14 protein-coding genes and 1 tRNA gene are annotated in these 22,988 nt (G+C 45.2%); 11 read left to right on the top strand and 4 right to left on the bottom strand.

Features of this window, described 5'->3' with window-relative positions:
* Positions 1–176 precede the first annotated feature (176 nt).
* The 4 genes from ACE1CD_RS12360 (at position 177) to ACE1CD_RS12375 (ending at position 5,369) form a co-directional block, all read left to right on the top strand.
* Positions 177–2,642, top strand: a complete 2,466-nt coding sequence (locus ACE1CD_RS12360) for an S-layer homology domain-containing protein (protein WP_374824373.1) — start codon at positions 177–179, stop codon at positions 2,640–2,642.
* A gap of 318 nt (positions 2,643–2,960) precedes the next feature.
* Positions 2,961–3,692 (top strand): dinitrogenase iron-molybdenum cofactor biosynthesis protein, encoded by a 732-nt coding sequence (locus tag ACE1CD_RS12365; RefSeq protein WP_374794292.1) that lies wholly within the window; start codon positions 2,961–2,963, stop codon positions 3,690–3,692.
* Positions 3,693–3,696: 4 nt separating this feature from the next.
* A complete protein-coding gene (locus ACE1CD_RS12370) occupies positions 3,697–4,341 on the top strand; it encodes a hypothetical protein (protein ID WP_374824376.1) in 645 nt (214 codons plus the stop codon).
* A 266-nt stretch (positions 4,342–4,607) separates the two neighbouring features.
* The gene (locus ACE1CD_RS12375; protein WP_374824379.1) at positions 4,608–5,369 is read left to right on the top strand and encodes a class II aldolase/adducin family protein; all 762 of its coding nucleotides are present in this window, start codon (positions 4,608–4,610) and stop codon (positions 5,367–5,369) included.
* On the opposite strand, the gene ACE1CD_RS12380 is transcribed toward ACE1CD_RS12375, so the two are convergent.
* Both ACE1CD_RS12380 and ACE1CD_RS12385 read right to left on the bottom strand, forming a co-directional pair.
* On the bottom strand, positions 5,366–6,406 hold the full coding sequence (locus ACE1CD_RS12380) for a mechanosensitive ion channel family protein (RefSeq protein ID WP_374794289.1): 1,041 nt from the start codon (positions 6,404–6,406) through the stop codon (positions 5,366–5,368). The genes ACE1CD_RS12375 and ACE1CD_RS12380 overlap by 4 nt on opposite strands.
* Before the next feature lie 164 nt (positions 6,407–6,570).
* On the bottom strand, positions 6,571–7,086 hold the full coding sequence (locus ACE1CD_RS12385) for a hypothetical protein (protein ID WP_374824382.1): 516 nt from the start codon (positions 7,084–7,086) through the stop codon (positions 6,571–6,573).
* Positions 7,087–7,532: 446 nt separating this feature from the next.
* Here ACE1CD_RS12385 and ACE1CD_RS12390 point away from each other — a divergent pair, with 446 nt between their 5' ends.
* Entirely contained in the window at positions 7,533–12,158 is a 4,626-nt protein-coding gene (locus ACE1CD_RS12390) for a CHAT domain-containing protein (RefSeq protein WP_374824385.1), read from the top strand.
* Between the two features lie 173 nt (positions 12,159–12,331).
* Entirely contained in the window at positions 12,332–13,594 is a 1,263-nt protein-coding gene (locus ACE1CD_RS12395; protein ID WP_374824388.1) for a hypothetical protein, read from the top strand.
* A gap of 61 nt (positions 13,595–13,655) precedes the next feature.
* On the opposite strand, the gene ACE1CD_RS12400 is transcribed toward ACE1CD_RS12395, so the two are convergent.
* Positions 13,656–15,806 (bottom strand): ATP-binding protein, encoded by a 2,151-nt coding sequence (locus ACE1CD_RS12400; RefSeq protein WP_374824391.1) that lies wholly within the window; start codon positions 15,804–15,806, stop codon positions 13,656–13,658.
* 115 nt (positions 15,807–15,921) lie between these two features.
* A complete protein-coding gene (locus ACE1CD_RS12405; protein WP_374796051.1) occupies positions 15,922–16,533 on the bottom strand; it encodes an SET domain-containing protein in 612 nt (203 codons plus the stop codon).
* Positions 16,534–16,638: 105 nt separating this feature from the next.
* On the opposite strand from ACE1CD_RS12405, the gene ACE1CD_RS12410 reads away from it, so the two are divergent.
* From ACE1CD_RS12410 to ACE1CD_RS12430, 5 genes are all read left to right on the top strand, one after another.
* Positions 16,639–17,556 (top strand): histone deacetylase, encoded by a 918-nt coding sequence (locus tag ACE1CD_RS12410; protein WP_374824394.1) that lies wholly within the window; start codon positions 16,639–16,641, stop codon positions 17,554–17,556.
* A 141-nt stretch (positions 17,557–17,697) separates the two neighbouring features.
* On the top strand, positions 17,698–18,840 hold the full coding sequence (gshA, locus tag ACE1CD_RS12415; RefSeq protein WP_374796049.1) for a glutamate--cysteine ligase: 1,143 nt from the start codon (positions 17,698–17,700) through the stop codon (positions 18,838–18,840).
* A gap of 177 nt (positions 18,841–19,017) precedes the next feature.
* Positions 19,018–19,479, top strand: coding sequence for a tRNA (cytidine(34)-2'-O)-methyltransferase (locus tag ACE1CD_RS12420; RefSeq protein ID WP_374796048.1), 462 nt, complete (start codon positions 19,018–19,020; stop codon positions 19,477–19,479).
* A gap of 850 nt (positions 19,480–20,329) precedes the next feature.
* Positions 20,330–22,747: a peptidoglycan DD-metalloendopeptidase family protein gene (locus ACE1CD_RS12425; protein WP_374824397.1), complete on the top strand. Its 2,418-nt coding sequence runs from the start codon at positions 20,330–20,332 to the stop codon at positions 22,745–22,747.
* Positions 22,748–22,866: 119 nt separating this feature from the next.
* Positions 22,867–22,940: transfer RNA gene (locus tag ACE1CD_RS12430), tRNA-Met, on the top strand.
* Positions 22,941–22,988 lie beyond the last annotated feature (48 nt).

Consider the following 22,988-nt stretch of genomic DNA (forward strand, 5'->3'; position numbering starts at 1 on the left):
GAGGCGCTTTTAAGAGGTTTGAGATCGATCGAGCCATTTTGTATTCGCAGGCATAGTCGTAGGGGAGCAGCTACGCCGATGGGGAAAGGGGAAGAGGGAAAAACAAGGCGAAATTTTGCTTAGTTTCCCGGTCATCAGTCACCAGTCAACAATCGCCAAAATCTGCGTAAGTGTTTATGAATAAGAATTTCTTGGCTGTACTTGGGAAGATTGTTTTTGCGGCGGCGAGTTTGGGAATATGGGCGAGTGCCGAAGTGGCACTCGCCTATGCAGCAAGCGCTTCTACATCGCCAACTAACCCACAGGTAGCGGAACAAGTTTTAGCAGAAAAACCAGCGACGAGAGAACCGGCACGCAGAAGAGAAGCGACGCCCACGAGAGAACCGGCACGCAGAAGACAAGCGACACCCACGAGAGAACCCGCACGCAGAAGAGAAGCGGTACAAAATAACTTCGATCTTCCAGAAGTTATTACCAATGGTGTGTTAGAGAATTTATCCCAGCAGACGGGAATCGAAATTTCTGCTTTGCGGATCGTCGCCGCACAACAGGAAACTTGGCCGGATGGTTGTTTGGGGATAGCCAGTGCTGGTATTGTTTGCTCCAAGGCGCTGGTTCCCGGTTGGCGAGTGGTAGTAGGTAGCGATCGCCAAAGCTGGGTTTACCGCACTAATCTTACAGGTTCTTTAATCAAGTTAGATCCTACTGCCAGCAACAATGTAGCTGCGGCTCCACCTCCCCCTCTTCCTCGTGCGTCTCAACCAACTCGCCTGCCAGCTCCTCCCTCACGCAGACAAACAACAGCAACTGCTTCTGGGCAATCAGGAGAGCCATTACCTCCTGTTGAGCTATCTCAAAGTGAGATACCCCAAAGCCAGGGAAGTACTTTGATTGAGGAGCCAGCTGCTGCATTAGCTGATGCCAATAGGTCGGTTCAGCGCAGCAATGAGCCCACTGCTACTCGCGAAGAACCAGTTACCCGCCGCAATGAGGTAGTCACCGCTCGTCCGCAACCGGCTTCCCGGCTGGATGAGCCGACGGCGACTCGTCCGCAACCGGCTTCCCGACTCGATGAGTCCACAGCAACTCGTCCGCAACCGGCTTCCCGACTCGATGAGCCGACCGCGACTCGTCCGCAACCGGCTTCCCGACTCGATGAGCCCACAGCAACTCGTCCGCAACCGGCTTCTCGTCCGCCTCAACAAACCACTGCTGTAGCTACATCGCCCCGGCGCACAACCCCGCCACCTCCACGGCAAAATGGCACGGAAAACAGAAGCGGTTTCAGTTTGATGATTCGACAACCATCAGAGACGCTTCCGAATCCGATCGCTCGCGTTTCCCTCAAATCTAAAAATGGCAACAATTACGCACCGGAGCGGTTGATCGGCGATTACCGATATCGGCTGGATCGACGCGCTCAATTTAGGGGAGGGATGAATGCAGGCGATCGCATTGTCGTGCGCCTGTACGATAATGAGAATCGCTCGATCGGCTATAGCGAATTTGAAGTTTTGTCAGAAAACGCGGCAGTTAACTTAATTCTGCCGGAACGACCGGTTCTTTACCGTATGGTGCGGACTCTGTACGGCACTGACGCCGATCGAGATGGCAACATGGATGAAGGCACGAGCTTTTACGATTACTACACTATCCTCACCGGTACAAGACCGGGTGAGGAACGAGTCACTTTCCTCAATGGTGTTCCTAATACCAGCCTCACTTGGTTCCAAGTCGCCGGTTTACCCCTACCATCTCGCACAAGCGCTTACCCCGCTTCTTTTGGTAGCGGCGAATATGCTCTCACCAATCAGGCGATTAGCATTTTCCGCTCGGATATGCCCAGAGTTCTTACTGCTGCACCCGGTAAGGAGAGTCGCGTAACTAACGTCAACAATAATTCTACGTACCAGGTTACCCGCTTGTTGGGCAATTCTCGCTCGCCAGAGCCTCCAGCCCCTCCACCGCAATTGCAGGTGAGTTTTGCCGATGTACCATCAAATCATTGGGCTAGAGGTTTCATCGCAGAACTGGCGCGTCAAGAAATTCTCCAAGGTTTTCCCGATGGGCTGTATCGTCCCAACGCTCCCGTGACGCGAGCTGAATTGGCCTCGATTTTGCGAAAAGCTTTCGATCGAAATAAAATTCGCAATGTCGTCGCTTTTAAAGATGTGCCGACTAACCACTGGGCTTACCCTGCTATTCGGGAAGCTTACGAAATGGGTTTCTTGGAAACTAATTCCAGTCAAGGTTTCAGCCCCGACCAAAAAGTCTCTCGTCTTGACGTTTTGGTCGCTTTGGGCAGAGGACTTAAGTATTCTGTTGGCGGTTCTGCCGATAGCGTTCTGCGCGTGTATAGAGATGCCTCCTCGATCCCAAGAAGCGATCGCGATGTCATCGCCGCCGTTACCCAGCGGGATATGGTAGTAAGTTATCCCAACGTCAATTATCTGTATCCCGGTCGGGTGGCAACTAGAGCTGAAGTGGCTGCCTTAATTTATCGGGCTTTGGTTAGTATTGGCAAAGCTGAGGAAATTGTTTCGCCCTATGTGGTGGTAGCAGATTCTACCCCCAACAACACTCAAGTTAGGGAAGGTTCGGGTTCCGATCGACAAAGAAGCAATACTCGCGATCGACGTTAGAACGCGAGTTTAGACTGGATTTCGGTGCAAAACTCTCTATTTTTTAATTTTGCACCACAATCTTGTCTAAACTCCGGTTTTGAAATAACTAAGATAAACCTTCAATAATATCTTGCAAATAAAGCAATCTTTTTTCTCTTCATTAAAAATAATTATTGGATACAATTATATATAATTATTAATCTTAATTAAACAAAATAAATATATTTGTTATTGACTATTTTAGTATATAAAAATACCGAATCATTAGGTTAATTCATGTCTAATAATCAAACAATTACCTTTGTTAATTTGTGAATCGTTTAGAGAGAATAAATAATGAGCGAACAGCCCATAGCAGATGAAGTGGCCTTGCGGATTGCCTTGGCTTCAAGATTATTTCCCGAAATAAGTCTGAAAGAGTTTATAGAACTATTAATGGATTATTTGGAAGGCAATATTGATGAAGTATCCTTAAGTCAAATCACAGTTACTAAGTTGAAAACAGCACTAGGACAAACCTATGAACTCGATGGAGAAGAACATGGAGAAGATGCTAATACAGAGACAATAGCTGTATTTAAAAAAGCGGTAAGGATTTTATGGGGTGAAACAAGTGAGAGCGACAAACTACCACCTATAGAACCTTATCAAGAAGGTGATATGCCTAATTCTATTCGTGTGGCTGTAGCATCTAATAACCGCGAAGAGTTAGATGGCCATTTTGGTTCGTGCCTGCGTTATTTAATTTATCAATTATCAGCACAAGAAATCCGGCTAATTGATATTCGATCAGCATTGTCAGCAGAATTATCAGAAGATAAAAATGCCTTTCGTGTGAATTTAATTAAAGATTGCGCTATTTTGTATATTGTAGCGATCGGGGGGCCTGCTGCTGCTAAGGTAGTTCAAGGCGGAATCTATCCGATGAAAAAGGAAGAAGGCGGTTTAGCAAGAGAAATACTGGCTGAATTACAACGCGCAATCATCACTTCACCACCTCCTTGGTTAGCAAAAATTTTAGGAGTTGCGCCCGGTGAGCAAGTCAAAAATTACAAAGCATTGGTATAAAATTATGTTATCAAATATTTTAGGAGCAACTAAATTTGACCAGCAGGTTCTCAACATTTCCTCGATCAATATTTGCGATCGAGAAAGTTATGTCGGTCAGTCAATGCGAAAGGGCTACAATGCTTGGAAAGATGAAAATGACGAACCAACTCAAAATCCTTGGGCACATCTGCATCAATTCACAATTTACGTCCCGCATCCCGACCAACTTTACGAACAAATGACTTTAGAAGAAGGGTTAACCAAAGGTTACAACATTGAGGTTAAACTTGTCGAGGACAAAAGCGAATTACCTTACAAAATTCCCGCAGGCGGACATTTTGTTGTTGTGATGAAACAAAAAGGACTTGATGCGGATTTTGCTATTGCAGCAACTGGGATTTTTGTGCGTACCTTGGCTGTTCTTTATCTCGACATTATTGTCGATTTGGAGAAAGGTGAATACCAACCGATTGCGGTTAAACATCCGATTATTAGGGATTACCCAATCGGTTGGGAAGATAAGTTGAAGCAGTTCCTCAACCAAGAGATTAAAGACGAGGATTTACCCAATTTAGTTCAATACGTAGATCGAGCATTTAATCGGGATTATAGAACGCCTGACTGGGATGAAATTAACCTTATGTCTACTAGGTTCGCGGGTGTTTGAGCAATAGGATCGGAAATTCGATCGAGCAGAAAGCGTCGCCGATTTTGATAAAATTGAAGCAACATTTTCATCGCGGTCTTGTTAAACTAATAAGACCGTTATTTTCGATCGCAATCTGGCAACGGAATGGAATTTTATGTTTATCCCAAGCAAGTCTGTTGTCAATCAGCTGTAGTTTTTTTACCCGGTCTGAAACCTCCAGCCCTTTATTTACCTTAGTTGTACGGTAAAATCGAAAATCTAAAACTTAAAATCTTATCAAACCCATGCCCGAATTAATTTTGCCCAAACCCCCTCAGTTTCAATCAAAACAAGAAGAACGCCTCTATCGCAAACAACACCTTGCCGCTGCCTTTCGCCTCTTCGCCCGCTACGGCTTTGATGAGGGTGTCGCCGGTCACATTACCGCCCGCGACCCCGAACTGCAAGATCATTTCTGGGTAAACCCGTTCGGGATGCACTTTAAGCATATCTGCGTTTCGGATTTGGTGCTTGTTAATACTAAAGGTGAGGTTGTGGAAGGTGACAAGCCAATCAATGCGGCAGCTTTTGCCATCCACTCCCAAGTTCACGCAGCGCGTCCCGACGTGGTAGCAGCTGCCCACGCTCATTCACTTTACGGTAAAAGTTGGTCAACTCTGGGACGCCTTCTCGACCCCCTGACTCAGGATGCTTGTGCTTTTTATGAGGATTGCGGTTTGTTCGATGACTATACGGGAGTTGTACTGGAACCGGAAGAAGGCAAGCGGATTGCGGAGGCGCTAGGTGAGAACAAGGCGCTGATTTTACGCAATCACGGACTTTTAACTGTGGGTCACTCAGTTGACGAAGCGGCGTGGTGGTTCATTACAATGGAGCGATCGTGCCAAGCGCAATTGATGGCTGAGGCTGTTGGTAAACCGATTGCGATCGCTCCCAATGTAGCACGCCTCACCTACAGCCAAATAGGTTCTCATTACATGGGTTGGTTTTCCTTCCAGCCACTGTACCAAACCATCGTGCGCCAAGAAGCAGACTTGCTTAATTAGTTTGAAAACGGCTGTTCTGCGTAATAAACCGTGCGAGTCGGAAAAGGAATCACAATTCCTTCTTCTTGATAGCGGCGGTGCAATCTTTTGATAAACTCGTGCTTAACTACCCGTTGGTCAAGAAATTCATTCGCCCGCAAAAACACCGTGAAACGAATACTGTATTCGCTCAAAGTATGATATCGAATAAAAGGCTCAAACCCAAAAGCAGAACCGGATACTTTTTGCATCACCTCTTGAGCGACATCAAAAGTTACCCATTCCACTTGGTCAAGGTCGCTATCGTAGCTGACACCTACCTCTACCAAAACTATTATCTCTTTCGCTGGTAAATGATAGTTCGTGAAAATAGCAGAAGCCAGTTTTGAGTTGGGCACTATAATGACGTTATGAGGCAACTCTTGGATAACCGTGTTTCGCCAAGTGATATCTGTAACGTAACCTTCTTGACCCGTTTCCAGTTTGACATAATCTCCCGTTCTCACTTGTTTGGAAATAATCAAGTATAACCCCGAAAATAAATTAGAAAGGGTATCTTGAAACGCCAGCGCCACAGCTAAACCACCGATTCCCAAAGTAGCCAGAATTGGCGTAATCGAAAAGCCCAACGTTTGCAGGATCGTCAAAATTCCAAATACAAAAACGACGATCCTAGCCAGATTAGAAAGTAATGAAGCTGAAACTCCTTCTGTGCGCTGAGTAAAAACATTAACAAAACTAGCGGTCAATCTTGCTAAGGCTATTGTGACTGTAAATAGGAAAATAGCAGTGAGGATTTTTTGCAGGATGTCCGCTAAGGTGCTGTCAATAACTTGACTTACCTGTAAGCTGATAACAGCAGCATAAAATCCGGCAATTACAAACCAAATTTTAGGGATGCCGCGCAAAGATAAAAATAATATTTCATTTCCTGGCAACCGGGTTTTTGTTGCGAATCTTTTCAGTTTATTGAAAATAAATTTTTCAAAAATTAGTCCGGCAATAAATCCCAGGCAAACTAACCCTACAGGTAATATCCATTTGAGATAGTCGTTCATACAAACAAACTTCCCCCAATTTGACAGGCGTTTAATAGCTTACCTTTAAACGCAGCCGATCGCTAGTACAGCACGGCACAAGTAATCCACTTGCTCGAAATAAGTTAAATGCCTGACGCTCACAGGATTTTTGACTTTTGACTTTTGACTTTCGCGTAGCGCCGCTAGGGGAGTTTTTGCTTGAGTTGGCTGAGGTTTTCTGGACTGAGGATGACTTTCACTTCCAACTGTTGCTGGGGGTCTCGGAGAGTAACGATGTAGTTCTCTTCCTTTTGGCTGTATTCCCAGAGGGGATTTGCCAGTTGAATTGTCTGATAAACGATTTCCGGCAGTCCTATGCGGATGACTACACCTTTTTGAGACTGAAGATAGATGTACAAATACTGGCGCAGGTTATCCAGTTCGAGTTTGTCAGGTGTTGTGCTGCGTTCCTGCTGGGAATCCGGTTTGCGCCAATATAGGGTGATGCCGCGAATTTCGGGATTTGTTATCGGGAATACTTCATCAAACCGCTGGGTTTCCCAGTCTACTTCCCTGATATCTGCTGTAGACGGAACTAATCGCTGCCGCCAAGTAATTTGCTTAGCGTTGAGATTGGCAAACCATTGTTTGATTGTAGCGAAGTTATTGACGTTTTCGGGGTTTGTGTTCCCTTGTTGCCAGACAATTGTGTGTGCCATGAGATATTCCTGATGAATTGGCTGATTTGTTGGTTGCTAAACGGATTTTAGCGCACCATAACTCAGCGCTTAAAATTTTGGATTGCTGATGGATAAAATTTCGCGATCGCTTGCCAAATTTGTTACTCTTTATCAAGAGACTATCCGAAAAATCGGCTGATAGAATTGGCAAAGATATGTATGTATCTGCTAGTTGTCTTCATCTGGCTACCCCACAGGAAGGCTACACCTACATCTGGCCATAAAAATATCTAAAACTGATTGGCTCCTGCCGCGATGGTATAGCCGCTCGGTAAGCTTATTTAAAGAAAGTCAAAAATTATTTGATTTCCTGACAGCTATTCTTATTTATGAATAAACATCTGTGATATAATGCAAGTCGTCTGCGCGACTGCTGTAATAGCAACGCTTTTTGAAACGTAAATTCTGATGCAAGGATGGGGTAGATGCTCTGGGGACTTTGGCACTGGCTCAAAAGCTTTTTTCAGCGCTTGTTTGGAACCTCTCCCCACCCGTTTTCGCAACGGGGAGGAAGCAGAACACCTTCTCCTCGATTGATGGGAGGTGCAGGAGGGACAAACTCAACCCTGAAGGATGCAGACTATGAAGTGTTGTTCGTTCAACTCCTAGAGGGGGTAAGTGAAGGCTGGAGTCGCGGTCAAGTTTCCGGCTTTTTGATTGGAAAACGCATCACCGAGGCTGAGTTGGTGCAATGGTTACCTCGCTTTGCGGAAAAATTGCTGGAAGCACCCGAACAGCATCAGGAATTAGCGCGACGGATGGTGTGGCTGGGTCAACTTCGCGGAGGAGAATTAGGAGATGTTTCCCAACGCATCGGCAGACAGCTACAACAAGCACAGGTGTCCCCCTCTCCAGAATCTACCGGTAGGGATGACGATCGCAGCAATAATATTTGGTATGGCGATGTTATAGAAGCTGACTTTGTTGGCGACGGTTTAACTGCGCCAGCCGATACAACTGCTCAAGTCGCCGCCTCCACAACTGAGGAAATTCCAGAAGCACAAGCTGTAAGCGTAGAATCAACTGATTTAGCCGAGCCAATTTCTCAACCATCGGCAACAGAAATAACTGCACCCCAACTGGCTATTGTTGAGGCATCGAGTAATCAATTGGATAGAGCAACAGCAGCCATAACAGAAGAGGAAGAAGTTGCCGAAATACCAGATGATGCGTCAGTAAGTGTGTCAGCAGATACAGATTTGGTTGAAGAACCAGTATCGTCAGTACCAACAACAGCAATATCCCCAACACCACAAATTGTTGAATCAGCAATTCAGCAATTAGAGCCGGAATCAGAAGAGACAACAACTGAAGAGATAATAGAATCTCCCGCAAAAGAATCGTCGTCAACGGTGTCAGCAGATGTAGATTTGCTTGAAGAACCAGTATCGTCAGTACCAACAACAGCAATATCCCCAACACCACAAATTGTTGAATCAACAATTCAGCCATTAGAGCCGGAATCAGAAGAAACAACAGCATCGCCAGCAATTGCACAAATTTCGGCAGATGAATCGTCGTCAACGGTGTCAGCAGATGCAGATTTGCTTGAAGAACCAGTATCGTCAGTACCAACAACAGCAATATCCCCAACACCACAAATTGTTGAATCAACAATTCAGCCATTAGAGCCGGAATCAGAAGAAACAACAGCATCGTCAGCAATTGCACAAATTTCGGCAGATGAATCGTCGTCAACGGTGTCAGCAGATGTAGATTTGCTTGAAGAACCAGTATCGTCAGTACCAACAACAGCAATATCCCCAACACCACAAATTGTTGAATCAGCAATTCAGCCATTAGATACAGAATCAGAAGAGACAACAATTGAAGAAATAATAGAATCTCCCGCAAAGGAATCGTCAGTAAGTGAGTCAGCAGATGCAGATTTGGTTGAAGAACCAGTATCGTCAGTACCAACAACAGCAATATCAGCATCTCCACAAATTGTGGAATCTCCAATTAACCAATTAGATACAGAATCAGAAGAGACAACAATTGAAGAAATAATAGAATCTCCCGCAAAAGAATCGTCAGTAAGTGTGTCAGCAGATGCAGATTTGGTTGAAGAACCAGTATCGTCAGTACCGACAACAGCAATATCCCCAACACCACAAATTGTTGAATCAGCAATTCAGCCATTAGATACAGAATCAGAAGAGACAACAATTGAAGAGATAATAGAATCTCGCGCAAAGGAATCGTCAGTAAGTGAGTCAGCAGATGCAGATTTGGTTGAAGAACCAGTATCGTCAGTACCGACAACAGCAATATCCGCAACACCACAAATTGTTGAATCAGCAATTAACCGATTAGAGCCGGAATCAGAAGAGACAACAGAATCGCCAGCAGTTGCACAAATTTCGACAAAGGAATCGTCAGTAAGTGAGTCAGCAGATGCAGATTTAGTTGAGCTAGTCTCGGAAATACCAACAACAGTAACATCGGCAACGCCACAAATTGTTGGGTCGGCAATTCAGCCATTAGATACGGAAGAAGAGGCAGAAGAGACAACAACTGAAGCAACAGCAGAATCTCCAGATGAAGCGTTGGTAAGGTTGTCATCGGATGTCGATTTAGAAGAAGAAATAGCAGCAGAAACGGCAACAAGGACAACTGAACTTACAGAAATTGATGAAAGCTCGGCCAATCAAGCAAGTGCGGTAACAGAAGCAACAACCGATGGGGTAGAAGTTTGGTTTAACAAAGGTTTACAGCAAGCAATGGCGGGAGATTTTCAGGCAGCTATTGCTAACTGGAATAAAGCGCTAGAATTAAAACCAGACTTTTACGAAGCATGGAATAACCGGGGCAATGCGCTAGCGAATATAGGAGAATATGAAGAAGCGATCGCATCTTACGATCGAGCAGTAGAATACAAACCAGACTATTACCAAGCTTGGTACAATCGCGGCAATGCACTGGGTAACTTAGGCCAACATGAAGAAGCGATCGGCTGTTACAGTAAAGCAGTAGAATACAAACCAGACTTTTACCAAGCTTGGTACAATAAAGGCTGTGCGCTTTATAATGTAGGGCAACAAGAGGATGCGATCGCTTCGTACAGCAAAGCCCTGGAATTCAAATCAGACTATCACCAAGCTTGGTACAACCAAGGCACTCTTCTATATAACATAGGTAAGAATGAAGAAGCGATCGCAGCTTACGATCGAGTCATAAAATTTAAGCCAGAAGATCAGCAAGCTTGGATTAACCGAGGCATTGCCGCTAGAGATTCGATCGACTATAATTCTACCGTCGCCTCTGTGTCAGCTACTCAAAATCAAGATTTGAACTTGCGAGGGTATGAGGGAGAACTGACAAGCTATCAGGAAGGATTGAAGTATTGCCAACAAGATACCCACCCGGAAGGTTGGGGCGATTTGCATAGAGCGATCGGCAACGCCCACTATTTTAAAGGGCGATCGGCTCCAAATCCTAGCGATTATTACCGTCAAGCTGTAGATGAGTACAACGAAGCCCTAAAAACTCTCACTGAAGCAGATTTTCCCGAACTGCATTTAGAGGTTTTGCAATCTTTAGTTCGCGCAGATTTGGGTTTGGGACAAAAAGATGAAGCCGCAGAATTACACCAACGCGGTATAGAATTATTGCAGCGCTTGTTAAACGAACCGCAACGTTCCCAGTACAGTAAAAAACAACTCGCACTCAAACAAGCCGCTTTTCAACAGCTGACAGTAGATATCGCCATCCAGTCCGGTCAATTTATAGAAGCTTTAGAAGCTGCCGAAGTAGGAAAAAATTCCTGCTTGTATTGGTTACTATATGGCTGGAAGGATAACGTTTCCTCACCGAAATATGCCGAAATTCAACAACTTTTGAATCCAAAAACAGCCGTAGTTTACTGGCACATCAGCCCCTGTGCCTTAACCACGTTTATCATCAAACACGACGCCCCAGCACCTATAGTTTTACCAGCCAATCGTTCTTTAGAAAAAAACGAGTATCTCAATCGCTTGGTAAAATTTGAAAATTGGGTAAAAGATTGGAACCAACAATACCAAGAATATCAGTCAAAAAACTCAGATGCCCTCGCCGCAGGTGAGGAGGACAAGAGTGGGATCGACTGGCGGGATAAATTACCCGAAACGATCGCCCAACTGCGTCAAATTCTCGGCATTTCCACAATAGAACTACTGCTTGCCGGAATTGATAAGTTGATATTTATTCCCCACCGCGACTTGCATCGCTTACCCCTTCACGCTTTGTTTGCCGATAAATTCAGGATCGCTTATTTACCCAGCGCCCAAATTGGACTGAATCTGCTGGAAAAATCTTCATCCAGCACTCAGCAGCAAGCAGCAAGCACTCTTTTGAGTGTAGAACAACCCGAAAGTGCAGGATTAAAGCCGCTACTATTTGCGAAAATTGAATCAGGTGCGATCGGTCAAATCTTTGCCAATCCCACCCGTCTTGTGGGCCCTTCCTGCACCCGCCCACAACTGGAAACCTTACTGCAACAACCTCACAGCATCTTTCACTTTGCCGGATACAGCACTGACAATTCCCAAAATCCCAGCCGATCGGCCCTAGCCTTATCCGGCGACGATAAACTCACCTTAGCAGAAATTGTTCAAATACCCTTCAACGAATATCAACTGATCGCTCTTTCCGCTTGCGAAACCGCCGTTAAGGGAAATCAAACCATCTCCAGCGAATACGTCGGCTTAGTCAGCGGTTTTCTCTACCAAGGCGCGTCCCACGTCCTCAGTACTCTGTGGACAGTTGATGACTTCTCCACCGCGCTGTTTACAATTCGTTTTTACCAATTATTCAAAGCAGGTGCGACTCCCACCGTCGCCTTCAAAGAAGCTCAAAACTGGCTTCGTAGCGTCACCTACGCCCAACTTGCCGAGTGGTATGTAGCATTGCCAACAGATGAAATCCGCGATACCGACCCTGAAGGCTGGGAACACCTGCAAAGCCTTGCCAAACACATTCAGGATAACTCAGACAATTCCAGCGATCCGCCTTACAGCCATCCTTACTACTGGGCTGGATTTACGATCGCTGGCAAGGTTAATTCCTAGTATCTCAAGTTGCTAGTTAGATTTAGTAGGGTGCTTCAGAACTTTAAAATTAATGACGATCGCGAAAATTATGCCCTCTGACACACCCGAAAAATTCAAAAAAATAACTAGCAACTTCCACGATCGGCAAAACTGCCAACTATCCCTTCCATGCTTTGTTTTGAGTGCAGACCTTGTTAATCTATCCTCACCTACTTCTATTTGCTTATAACCTGCAAGAAAAGTCTGACGGCAAAGAAATCAACCAGCCAAAATCCTGGGAAGCTTTGCGTACTCGACTGAAGGTTCCCCCAGAAGCAGATTTTGATTCCGAACGAAATTATCCCTTCGCAGTTGATGATATCCACGGCTTTTATCAGCGCATTTCTTTGGGCGAAACCGATAGCTTGTTAGTTTCCACTTTTATCAAAGATGAGGATAAGCCTCAAGATGTCGCCTGTTTCCATAAATTCAGACAAAAACTAGAATTACAAGCAAACGTCGGCAGAACTTGGCTGATTTTGGGTTATTTAAATTCTGCCTCGGATGCCGATCGCGAAAAAGCAGCCAAAGAAGCATATAAGGCTTTGAATGGCATTCAGCAAGAACCTAAATTAAAGCAAGGAAATTACTTTTTAGGCAGCACTATTTTTGAAGCATTGCAACCACAAGATTTGACAAAGCTGGAAAATAATGACTTTATACTGATTTGTATATGCCCATATAAGAAAACAATGGAAAGAATTGCCACTTTTTACTACGAGTGGCTGTGGTTGTTCTACTATCGCCATAAAATTCTCTGCGCTTATAGTAACAGTAGAATTGTTAAAAAACTTCTGGAAGCAGAAGGTTTATTCCCAAGTATATCGATAATTCCAGAGATTCAATTTTATTTACCGGAATTGAATTTAGCAAATCTATCTCTGGAGCAAATAAAAATAGATTTACATAAAAATTTACTGATGCTATCTAAACAGACAGGCGGACTGGAAAGTTTAGCGTTGCAGCTGCAAACGCTCAAAACTAACGTGAAAAATTATAAAAATCGCTTGGAAAAAATTAAAGAAATAGCTAATAACGAAAATGGACTTACTAAACTGAATTTTTTGGAGGAATTTGGCGAGGCTGTAGCATCGAAATATCAAGGGGAAATTGAACAAGATTACACAAGTTTGAGCCCTAGCTTGAAAATCAGAGAAAAGTACATCGATACAATTCGAGGCATTATGGAGGTTTCCCAAGCAGAACGCGATCGCACTTTAACCAACACTATAGCGATCGTCGGTATTGCCGTCGCCAGCAGTAGCATCACCGCCACCATTTTGTCAACCCAGTTACCTCAACCTCAACCTAAAAATAGTCTTTCTTTGACAACAGCCTTCTTCTTGAGTATATCAGCTGCCATAATTCCAGCTGCGATCGCCTTCATATTATTACATCAATTCCGCCGCAAATAACACTCAAGACTTATCCAAATAGAAGTGTAGCCGATCGCCCAGTTTCTTTGCCTCGATCTACTTAAAAAATCTTACTTATCGGTTTCGTTTGATAAACTGGAATTTCAATCAAAAATTCCGTTCCTTTGCCAACTTCAGAAACGTAACTCAACTCTCCCTTGTGCCTTTCCACCACAATTTGGTAGCAAATAGATAGCCCCAAACCTGTACCCTTTCCCACAGGTTTTGTAGTGAAGAACGGATCGAATAATTTGCTTTGGTTTTCTGGAGGAATACCACACCCATTGTCTTTAATTGTAATGACAACGCGAGGCTGACTGGAGCCTGAATCCGGATTTTTTAACTCAGTGCGAATAGTAATCGTAGGTGTAAAGCTTTCTTCTTCTTCTTCTTCTGTCGCCTTACATCGTGCCTTTTCCAAAGCATCGATCGCATTACTAATAATATTCATAAATACCTGATTTAGCTGTCCCGCATAACACTCCACCAGCGGCAGATTACCGTAATCTTTAACTACTTCAATCGCCGAATGCGTCGGCGTAGCTTTGAATCGATTTTGCAGAATAAGCAACGTGCTGTCAATTCCTTCGTGAATATTGACATCTTTCATTTCCGCTTCATCAAACCGCGAAAAGTTGCGTAACGACAGCACAATCTCGCGAATTCGATTAGCACCTATACTCATCGACGACAGCATTTTTTGCAAATCCGCAATCAAAAAATCTAGTTCAATTTCTTCTGTAAGTTCTGACACTTCCGGATCGGAATGGGGATACTTTTGCTGATAAAGTTCGAGCAGTCTAATTAAATCTTGCGTGTAGGTACTGGCATGAGGAAGATTTCCGTAAATAAAATTAATCGGGTTATTAATTTCATGAGCAATACCAGCTACAAGCTGACCCAAACCAGACATTTTTTCAGTTTGTATAAGTTGAGCTTGAGCTTGTTTTAAAGCTTGGTAAGCTTTAGCTGATTTCTCCATTTCTTTCCGTAACCGCTTCTCATTTACAGTCACCTGCCCCAGCAAATTATAAAACGATATAGTCAATTGCCCAATTTCATCTTCTCGGCTCATCAATTCTTCGCTTTTAGGACTAGCTTCAGCCAATAAATTACATTCATCCATAATAGGCTGTAGACGTTGATTTAAGCGTTTGACAAATAGAAAAACTACTATAGCCAGCACAATAGATGCACCCAGCGCAGCCAAGAGAGTTCCCCCTACTGTAAATTGCAACAATGGGCCAAAAATAACCCACTGAGGCACCGACGCCAGCAATATCCAATTATTATTAGCGATTCTCCTATAAGCCCAATATTCTCTTTTTCCGCTCCCATCTTGCCAAGATATAATACCGCTGTTTTTCTTACCAGTTTGGATATTCTTTTGAATTCGTTGCCAGAGTTGGGAATAATTATTAATTTCTGGAAAAGGTTTCAGATCGAGAGCTAATTCGGGCTTGGGTGGATAAGCGATCAAATTGCCTTTGGAACTCACCAGCGCAAAATATCCTTTATCCCTCATGACTGGCTGTGATAATTTCACGCTGAGAAAACCTAACTCTAAATCTTGAGCCAGTACCCCCAGCAACTCTTTTTTATTGTTGTAAAAAGGTAGTGAGTAACTTGTACTGACAGTTTGCTGTGGAGGTTCTACAGTTGTTTCTAAATAAGAAATTGGCTCCAACCAAATAGGCTTACCGGCTTTAATCGGTTCGATAAAATAACTTGCTTTGTAATCATCAGGACTAGATTCTCCCCCCTTAGCAATTACCTTACCATCATTTTCTCTAATCGCAAAAGGGTAAGCATACTTTCGCTCTGGAATAATTAAACGCTTTTGTGGTGGCTGACCGAAACCCAATCCAGTTCCTAAAGGTATAGTTTTCAAAGAACGACCGATTAAATTAACATAAACTTGTTCGCGTCGTTCTCCAGCCTCGTAGAGTGTGGTTGCAGATGCTGCAACCAGTTTGGCTGAGTTTTCAAAGCTATTGAAGCTGCCTTCTAAGTTTTGAGCATTTACCTCTAGGCTTGCCATCAATTCGGTTCGTGCCTGTTTCACAAGTTCTTGGTAGAATAAATAAGAAGCACATCCCAATCCCACCAAAGAACCGCCCAAAACTGAAAGAAATAAACGCGAGCCAACCGATTTTGCGATAGAAGTTTTTTGCTTGCGACGAGAGGTTAATTTTGGGGTAGTGTCCTGCATAGTTTTTTCTCCTAGCAGTAGATGCAAACGACGCATAGATGCCACCTATAAATATGGAATAACAGTCAAAGTTTAGCATTTCATTGTGAGTAATTTTTATGTGTTTATTTTGATTCTAGCTAACAAACTTTAACTTTTTAGACCGATCGTAATAAACGTTAAGAATAGAGTCCATTTCTTCTTTTCCTTCAGCAACCGCATTAACTTTATCAAGATATTTATGGTTAATTAAAGGTTTTAACGGCTGTTGAACTTGGTTAAAGTATTTCATCGCTTCAACCGCTTTTTTATCCCAATTCGGATAATATTTGAGAAGATCGTCAGGCATTACCTTTGTCCTTGTACTACCTTTTTCGGGGAAACAATAAAAAGGTTTGTCTAAATTCAAATAACCGTAGTCATCTGTCAATTCCTCGCCCGGATGGATATCCCTGCTAGCCAATTCAAATTTGTATGCCGTACCGATACAACTGGAATTAAAGCTATGATTTACAAATTTGCCGATATCCCAACACAATATATATGTACCTTCATTATCCCGATAACAATACTTGAGCAGTTTTTCTCGCAGAATCGGGTTGAGCGAGAATATGTAAGATGGAGAAAACCTTTGATCTAATTCATCTAAAACCCAAGTAATAGTACCTTTGGGAATGAGTTTAGTGGCAAACACGCCGTAGCCTATAATTTTGTTTATATAACGGAGTTCTGTGTGCGGGTGTATCATTTATCCAAAAAACAAGTAAATACTTCTAGTTTTCTCAAGATGAAAAAGCTTAAAATGTCGTGCAGGCAATCAAAACTATAGATAAACCTAGCTTACAAATTGGTAATGGACTTGCCGCTGGTATATCATCCAGATTACATCGCACCGCTGCCAGAGGGGCATCGCTTTCCGATGCGGAAATTTCGGCAACTATACGAACTGCTGTTAACCGATCGCGTTGCCCAACCAGAACAATTCTACACACCCAAACGTCCACCGCCAGAGTGGATAGAATTAGTTCACACCCCCGATTACATCCAAGCTTACTGCGAAGGAACCCTCGACGCCAAAGCGATTCGGCGGATTGGATTACCTTGGAGTCCAGCACTGGTGAATCGTACTTGCGTGGCTGTAGGCGGTACTATCCTCACAGCCGAGCTAGCACTAACTCGCGGTTTAGCCTGCAACACCGCCGGAGGAACTCATCACGCCTTTCCCAATTATGGCTCCGGTTTTTGTATTTTTAACGATTTAGCTATTGCCGCCCGTCTTCTCCAAAAAATGGAACTTGTCCGCCAAGTCTTGATTGTGGACTTAGACGTTCATCAAGGAGACGGCACAGCTTTTATCTTTCAAAACGACAAAAGCGTCTTTACCTTCTCAATGCACTGTGAAGTTAACTTTCCAGGCACCAAGCAAAAAAGCGATTTAGATGTTTCCTTACCAGTCGGGATGGAAGACGACGCCTACCTGCTTTCCCTGGCCCAATATCTGCCCGACTTACTTTCCCAGGTAAAGCCAGATATAGTATTGTACGATGCAGGCGTCGATCCTCATGCAGGCGATCGCTTAGGCAAATTATGCCTCACAGACACCGGCCTATTTCGCCGCGAAATGCAAGTTTTGAGTACCTGCGTCGCCGCCGGCTATCCCGTTGCCTGCGTTATCGGCGGCGGTTATGCTGACGATCTCAACGCTCTAGTGTATCGCCACTCTTTACTTCATCGTGCCGCCAGCATTGTGTACCACCAGTACCGACTTTGATGCCAAACTATTGATAGAGGAGTAACTCTATCTTTCTCTATACCGTTTTTAACAGAGGGAATTGGCGAGCCTTAATTGGTAAAAGAGAATTCCCCACATCTCCCCATTCCCCATTCCCCATTTCGCAGGCAAGGAGAAATCGTGCTGCTATCTAAAGGCTTTGAAGTTGAGATGTACACCGGGACGCCACAAGGAGATATTGTTGGCCTCTCAGACAAGATTGTGGCAGACCTGGACGGATTTGTCACAGAGCCAGATAGCCGCAATGTGGAATACACTACCGCTCCTTTGTATTCCTACGATCGGCTGTTGTGTGCCTTAGTGCGTCCTCGCCAGCGACTGCGGGCGTATTTAAAACGCTTGGGCGACTACACTCTCATTCCGGGAAGTACCTTATCTTTGGGACAGAGCGATCGCTTTTGGCGTTCCGATCCCAACAACCCTTACCACACCTACATCGAAAACACTTACGGCACAAACGTCGTTACTGCCAGCATCCACATCAATATCGGCATCAGCAATCCAGAATTACTCATGCGGGCAATTCGCCTCATCCGCGTGGAAGCACCCCTTTACCTCGCCTTAAGCGCCTCTTCTCCTTTTCTCGACGGTAAGGCGACCGGCTATCATTCCACCCGCTGGGCACTTTTCCCCAAAACTCCAGCCTATGTGCCCCTGTTTGAAAGCCACGCTCATTTTATCCAGTGGACGGAAGCTCAACTAGCCCTGGGTACAATGCAGAATGTCCGTCATCTCTGGTCATCTGTCCGACCGAATGGCAATCGGCGTCCCTACGATCTCAATCGGCTGGAATTGCGAATTTGCGATTTAATCGTCGATCCGATCGCTCTGCTGGCAGTCACCGCATTGTTAGAGGCACGTCTCCAACAAATGATGGCCGATCCCAACCTCGATCCTCTAGAAAAAAGTCAATTATCCTCAGACGATCTGACCTCCCTTACCGATGCTAACGAAGCTGCTGCTGCACGAGATAGTCTGGATGCCTACCTCAGACATTGGCACGATGGCAGAGAAATATTGGCACGAGATTGGATAATGGAACTTTACCAGCAGGTTTTACCTGTTGCCAGAGAACAAGGCTTCAGTTGTTTTCTCTCTCCCCTGACCAAAATTCTCCGCGAAGGTAATACAGCAACTCAGTGGATAAAACTACACCGAGAAGGTCTGGATGTTCGGCGCGTTATCTCTGGAGCTATCCAAGCAATGCTTTTCCAAGAAGGAGAGTTGGAAGATAAGCTTTGCCAGGAGATTTTAGTAGCTTAAGCTACCCCAGTTTCTGTTTCGCTTATTCTGATGCTCCTGTCGGGCATCAGAATATTTAATCGATTCTATTTTATAGAAACATATAAAAAATATATATAATAAACCTCTGCCTTCGGGTAGATTTTATCCAAGCGAGGTTGTTTACTTAATGTCTGATTTCGACTATTTTTAAGCCTCATGCCATATGTTGTCTTAATTAACCCACAAATACCCCCCAATACCGGCAATATTGCCCGAACCTGCGCTGCCACGGCCACAGAACTGCATTTGGTAGGGCCGCTGGGCTTTGAAATTACCGATCGATATCTTAAACGAGCGGGTTTGGATTACTGGCCATACGTGAAGTTGCACTATCACCAAAGCCTCGAAGATTTTCAAATCTTTCATAGCCAACGCGGGGGAAGATGGATTGGGTTCAGCACTTGCGGAAGGTGCAGCTATGTTAGCTTCCGATTTGAAAATAATGACTGGCTTTTGTTTGGCAGCGAAACAACAGGATTGTCGGCGCACGTACTGAAGACTTGTGCCGAAACTGTCTGCATACCGATGGCGGAACCCGGTGTCCGGAGCTTGAATCTTTCCGTTAGTGTGGCGGTTGGGCTGTTTGAAGCTCATCGGCAACTCGGACAATTGGGATAAATTTTATACCTGCTTATTTCTAGTTCGGAAAGGCGATCGATACTATATCTGCATATGAGTGTATGAATATGCCCCTTATCCGGATGAGGCTGAGGACTGCCTGACTATAGGTGTAGTCAAAAAAACGCACGCAATTCTACATCGAAGTTCCCAAATCATGCACTATCCAGAGAAAAGATTTAGTTTGGCTACGATAAGAAATTTCTATCGTTATCCCCCTTGTCAGAGCCTGCTGAATTGATAGATTTTATTCATTTTAAAAAGGCCGCTTCTCACCAAGCCAAAAAAATGTAGTAAGTTGTTGCAGAACTCCTATTCGCTTTTGAGTACCTACAGTGATGGCCTACAGCAAATCTGGAAACCTACTCAATTCTACGGTTGTGGTTTGATAGGGATTAGGTTTAAATCTGTGTTAAAACCAACACTGTATACGTATTTCATCGGGTGTGCTACAAAAGTCACAACACAGAAGAGTTGGTTGTCTGTATTGTCTTTTCCGGCAAAATCTTGTTTGTTATTGATGGTGCGTCTTCACTACTTCAGGGCGAATGTCTGCGGTACTATGGTGCCTCAGTTAATGCAGGAGTATCCCGGCACTTTCACAACAGAGCCAAACTCCATACCCTGTTAAAGTCTCGTAAAGGTAGCCCTGGCAGGTGAAATATGCTAGGCAAAATTTATTAAGTCTTGTAAACTTGTCTAAATTCAAAAACCAGGGTAACCTTGCCTAAGTATGTTTACCGCAAGTGATCCAGATCGGTTCTTAGAAGTGATCCAAATCATTTATAGGTAAACTTAGACGGCATCCATCAGGGACAGTTAAACGCTAGTGATCGTAGGAGGTCGTTTTTTGAAACGAGCATTGACGCAAAAGGTTAATCCAATCCCTGCCTGTGAGGTAGACAATTCTGCAATGGTGGGACATCTAAAGCCCATTCCACCAGAGGTTAACCGTCGGGCTCGCACCTCTGCTGCCATGATTGGCTTGGCTATCTCAATGGGTGCGTCTAGCCTGTTAATTCCACAGCAGGGCGATAGCGCAATGGCCACCGAACCTGGGGCTGGCAACAGCGCTTTATCAACACTTCCCTCAGTGCAGGGAGAGGCAGGAGCAGTCACCGCTTTAGAAGCGAAATCGGCACCGGAAACAGCCGAAGCGGGTCAGCAACTACCCCTGCTACAGTCCCATAAAGCACAAGAATGGCAACCGACTGGCGTAGAAACCAGTGCCGCTAGAGAGTCCGAGCCCATTCAAAAGGTTACGTTCAACTCCTCCGAAAACACTAACCGGGTGGAGCCAGAAAATACAGCCACAAACGATCGTCCCGGCTCCACCGCAACAGCGAAAAGTACTTCGCCCGATGGCATCGGTAACGACATCAAGGTAGGCGATATCGTTACCTCCCAGTCCGAGTCCTACAACATCGGACAAAATCAATCCAGACAATCTGCTGCACCAGAAGCATCTGGCGCTATGGCAGGCGAATCGGCTACAGCTGCTACCGATGATGTCAACAACCTTTTAAGGGCAAAACAAGCAGTGGCTCTCAATCGTCTGAGAGAGTCATCGAACCGTTTGAGAGCCAGTTTGGCGGAGTGGAAGTCTGAGGAGTTAGAAAATACATCAGCTCAAGTTTCTGAGCCTGCTGCACCAGCTGTAGTTGCAGAGCATTTGAAACCTGTAGTCGAACAAGCCCCTGCTTCTGTAGAAGTGCCTAATTGGCAACCCAAGTTGGCAGCGGTTGAGCCAGCAGTAGCAAAAGCATCGTCCGTTGATACAGCGGGGGAAGCAGCTCCAGAAGTCTGGGAAGCAGGTGTAGTATCTCAGTCAGCTGTATCCGCACCGACAATGGTTTACCAGGTTAAACCAGGGGACACCATCGGTACGATCGCCCGCAATTATGGCATAAATGTATCGGCTCTAGCTAAAGCCAACGATTTAGACAATCCGAACCGCATTCAGGTTGCACAGCTAATCTCCATTCCGCAATCTTCTCCGTCGGTCGGATTAACAGCGACTCAACCAGCGGCAAATCCCTTTGAGTCTGAGCCCATCTCTCCCAATTTTGCCGCTCGCAATCGGTCAAGTGCTTCCTCAAAAGCTAAAGTACCGATCGTTACTGCTTTGACACCCGTTACTGCCGTAGATAACATCTCAGCTCCTACGGTACCCCCAGCAAATTGGACTCCCGGTGCTGCGGTTGCCTCAGCATCAGCTAGCTCGGGCACAGACGCTGTACCGCCTGGGTACAAAGGTCTTAAATACGAAGTTCCGGAACATATATCCAGAACAAAGCAGACTTCTGAGGTTCCTGTTGGCAAGAACTTCCAGTTAAACGCACCTTCAGGTGAACCTTCCCTGTTTGCCGAGAACGAGCCGAACCAGGGGCTGCAAGCCAGTTCAAATCAGCAAAATAACCCCTACGTCGAGCGCTTGCGGGCTGAAATATTGCAACTTCGGGAGCAATACAAACACCAGCAAGGGAGCGATACGCTGCAACGCATGACATCAATGCGTCAGTCTTATCCCACACCAAATCCCGCGCCTGCTCACGCACCGACTCCCCTGGCTCCCGAACCTCGCCCCGCTTCGACATCTGCTCCCAGATCTGCCAAACCGGAGTTAAGCCGGAATCAGAATAACGAGCCTTTACAGGCAGAAATCCAAAGACCTGCAAGACAGCCATCCCAACAGGCTCCCATTCAGATTCCAGTACCCGAAGCGGGGGCAGTTCCAGCGAAAAGACAACAGCAGCTGGTTGCTACCGCTCCGCTGGGGCCGGAAGTATATCAACCCTACAATCAACCGGCACCGAGAATGGTGGCTCCAGAATTACCTCCCCTTCAAGGGCCGGATAACTATCTTCCCGATGGCGTAAACCCCAACTTCAACGGCTACAACTGGCCAACGAGAGGCGTCCTCACGTCGGGCTACGGTCGCCGTTGGGGACGGATGCACAAGGGGATTGACATTGCAGCTCCTACCGGAACGCCAATTGTGGCTTCTGCGCCTGGGGTTGTGGTCTACGCACGCTGGAATTCTGGTGGCTACGGGAACTTGGTAGACATCAGACACGCTGATGGCAGTCTCACCCGTTACGGTCACAACAGCCGCATTTTTGTCCAAGAAGGGCAAGTGGTTGAGCAAGGCCAACAGATTGCCGCTATGGGTAGCACAGGCTACAGCACAGGCCCTCACTGTCACTTTGAGATCCATCCACCAGGACAGGGTGCTGTTAACCCAATGGCTTTCCTACCCCGTCGTTAGTTTTTTAGCGATCGCATCAGTCATCATCGGGGAGTCAAACGACTCCCCACTTTTTTTGGGGAAGGGCTAGTAATTTTTGAGAAGTTTATGTTATCTTAATAAAGGTCTAGAAAAATCATGGCTCAGTAGCTCAGTTGGTTAGAGCACGGGACTCATAAGCCTGGGGTCGTTGGTTCAAATCCGACCTGAGCCATTTTAAAAAATTTTCAGTTTAAACTGATTGACATTCTGTCCGCCCTGA

Source organism: Aerosakkonema sp. BLCC-F183, from assembly GCF_041929145.1.
Taxonomy (GTDB): Bacteria; Cyanobacteriota; Cyanobacteriia; order Cyanobacteriales; family Aerosakkonemataceae; genus Aerosakkonema.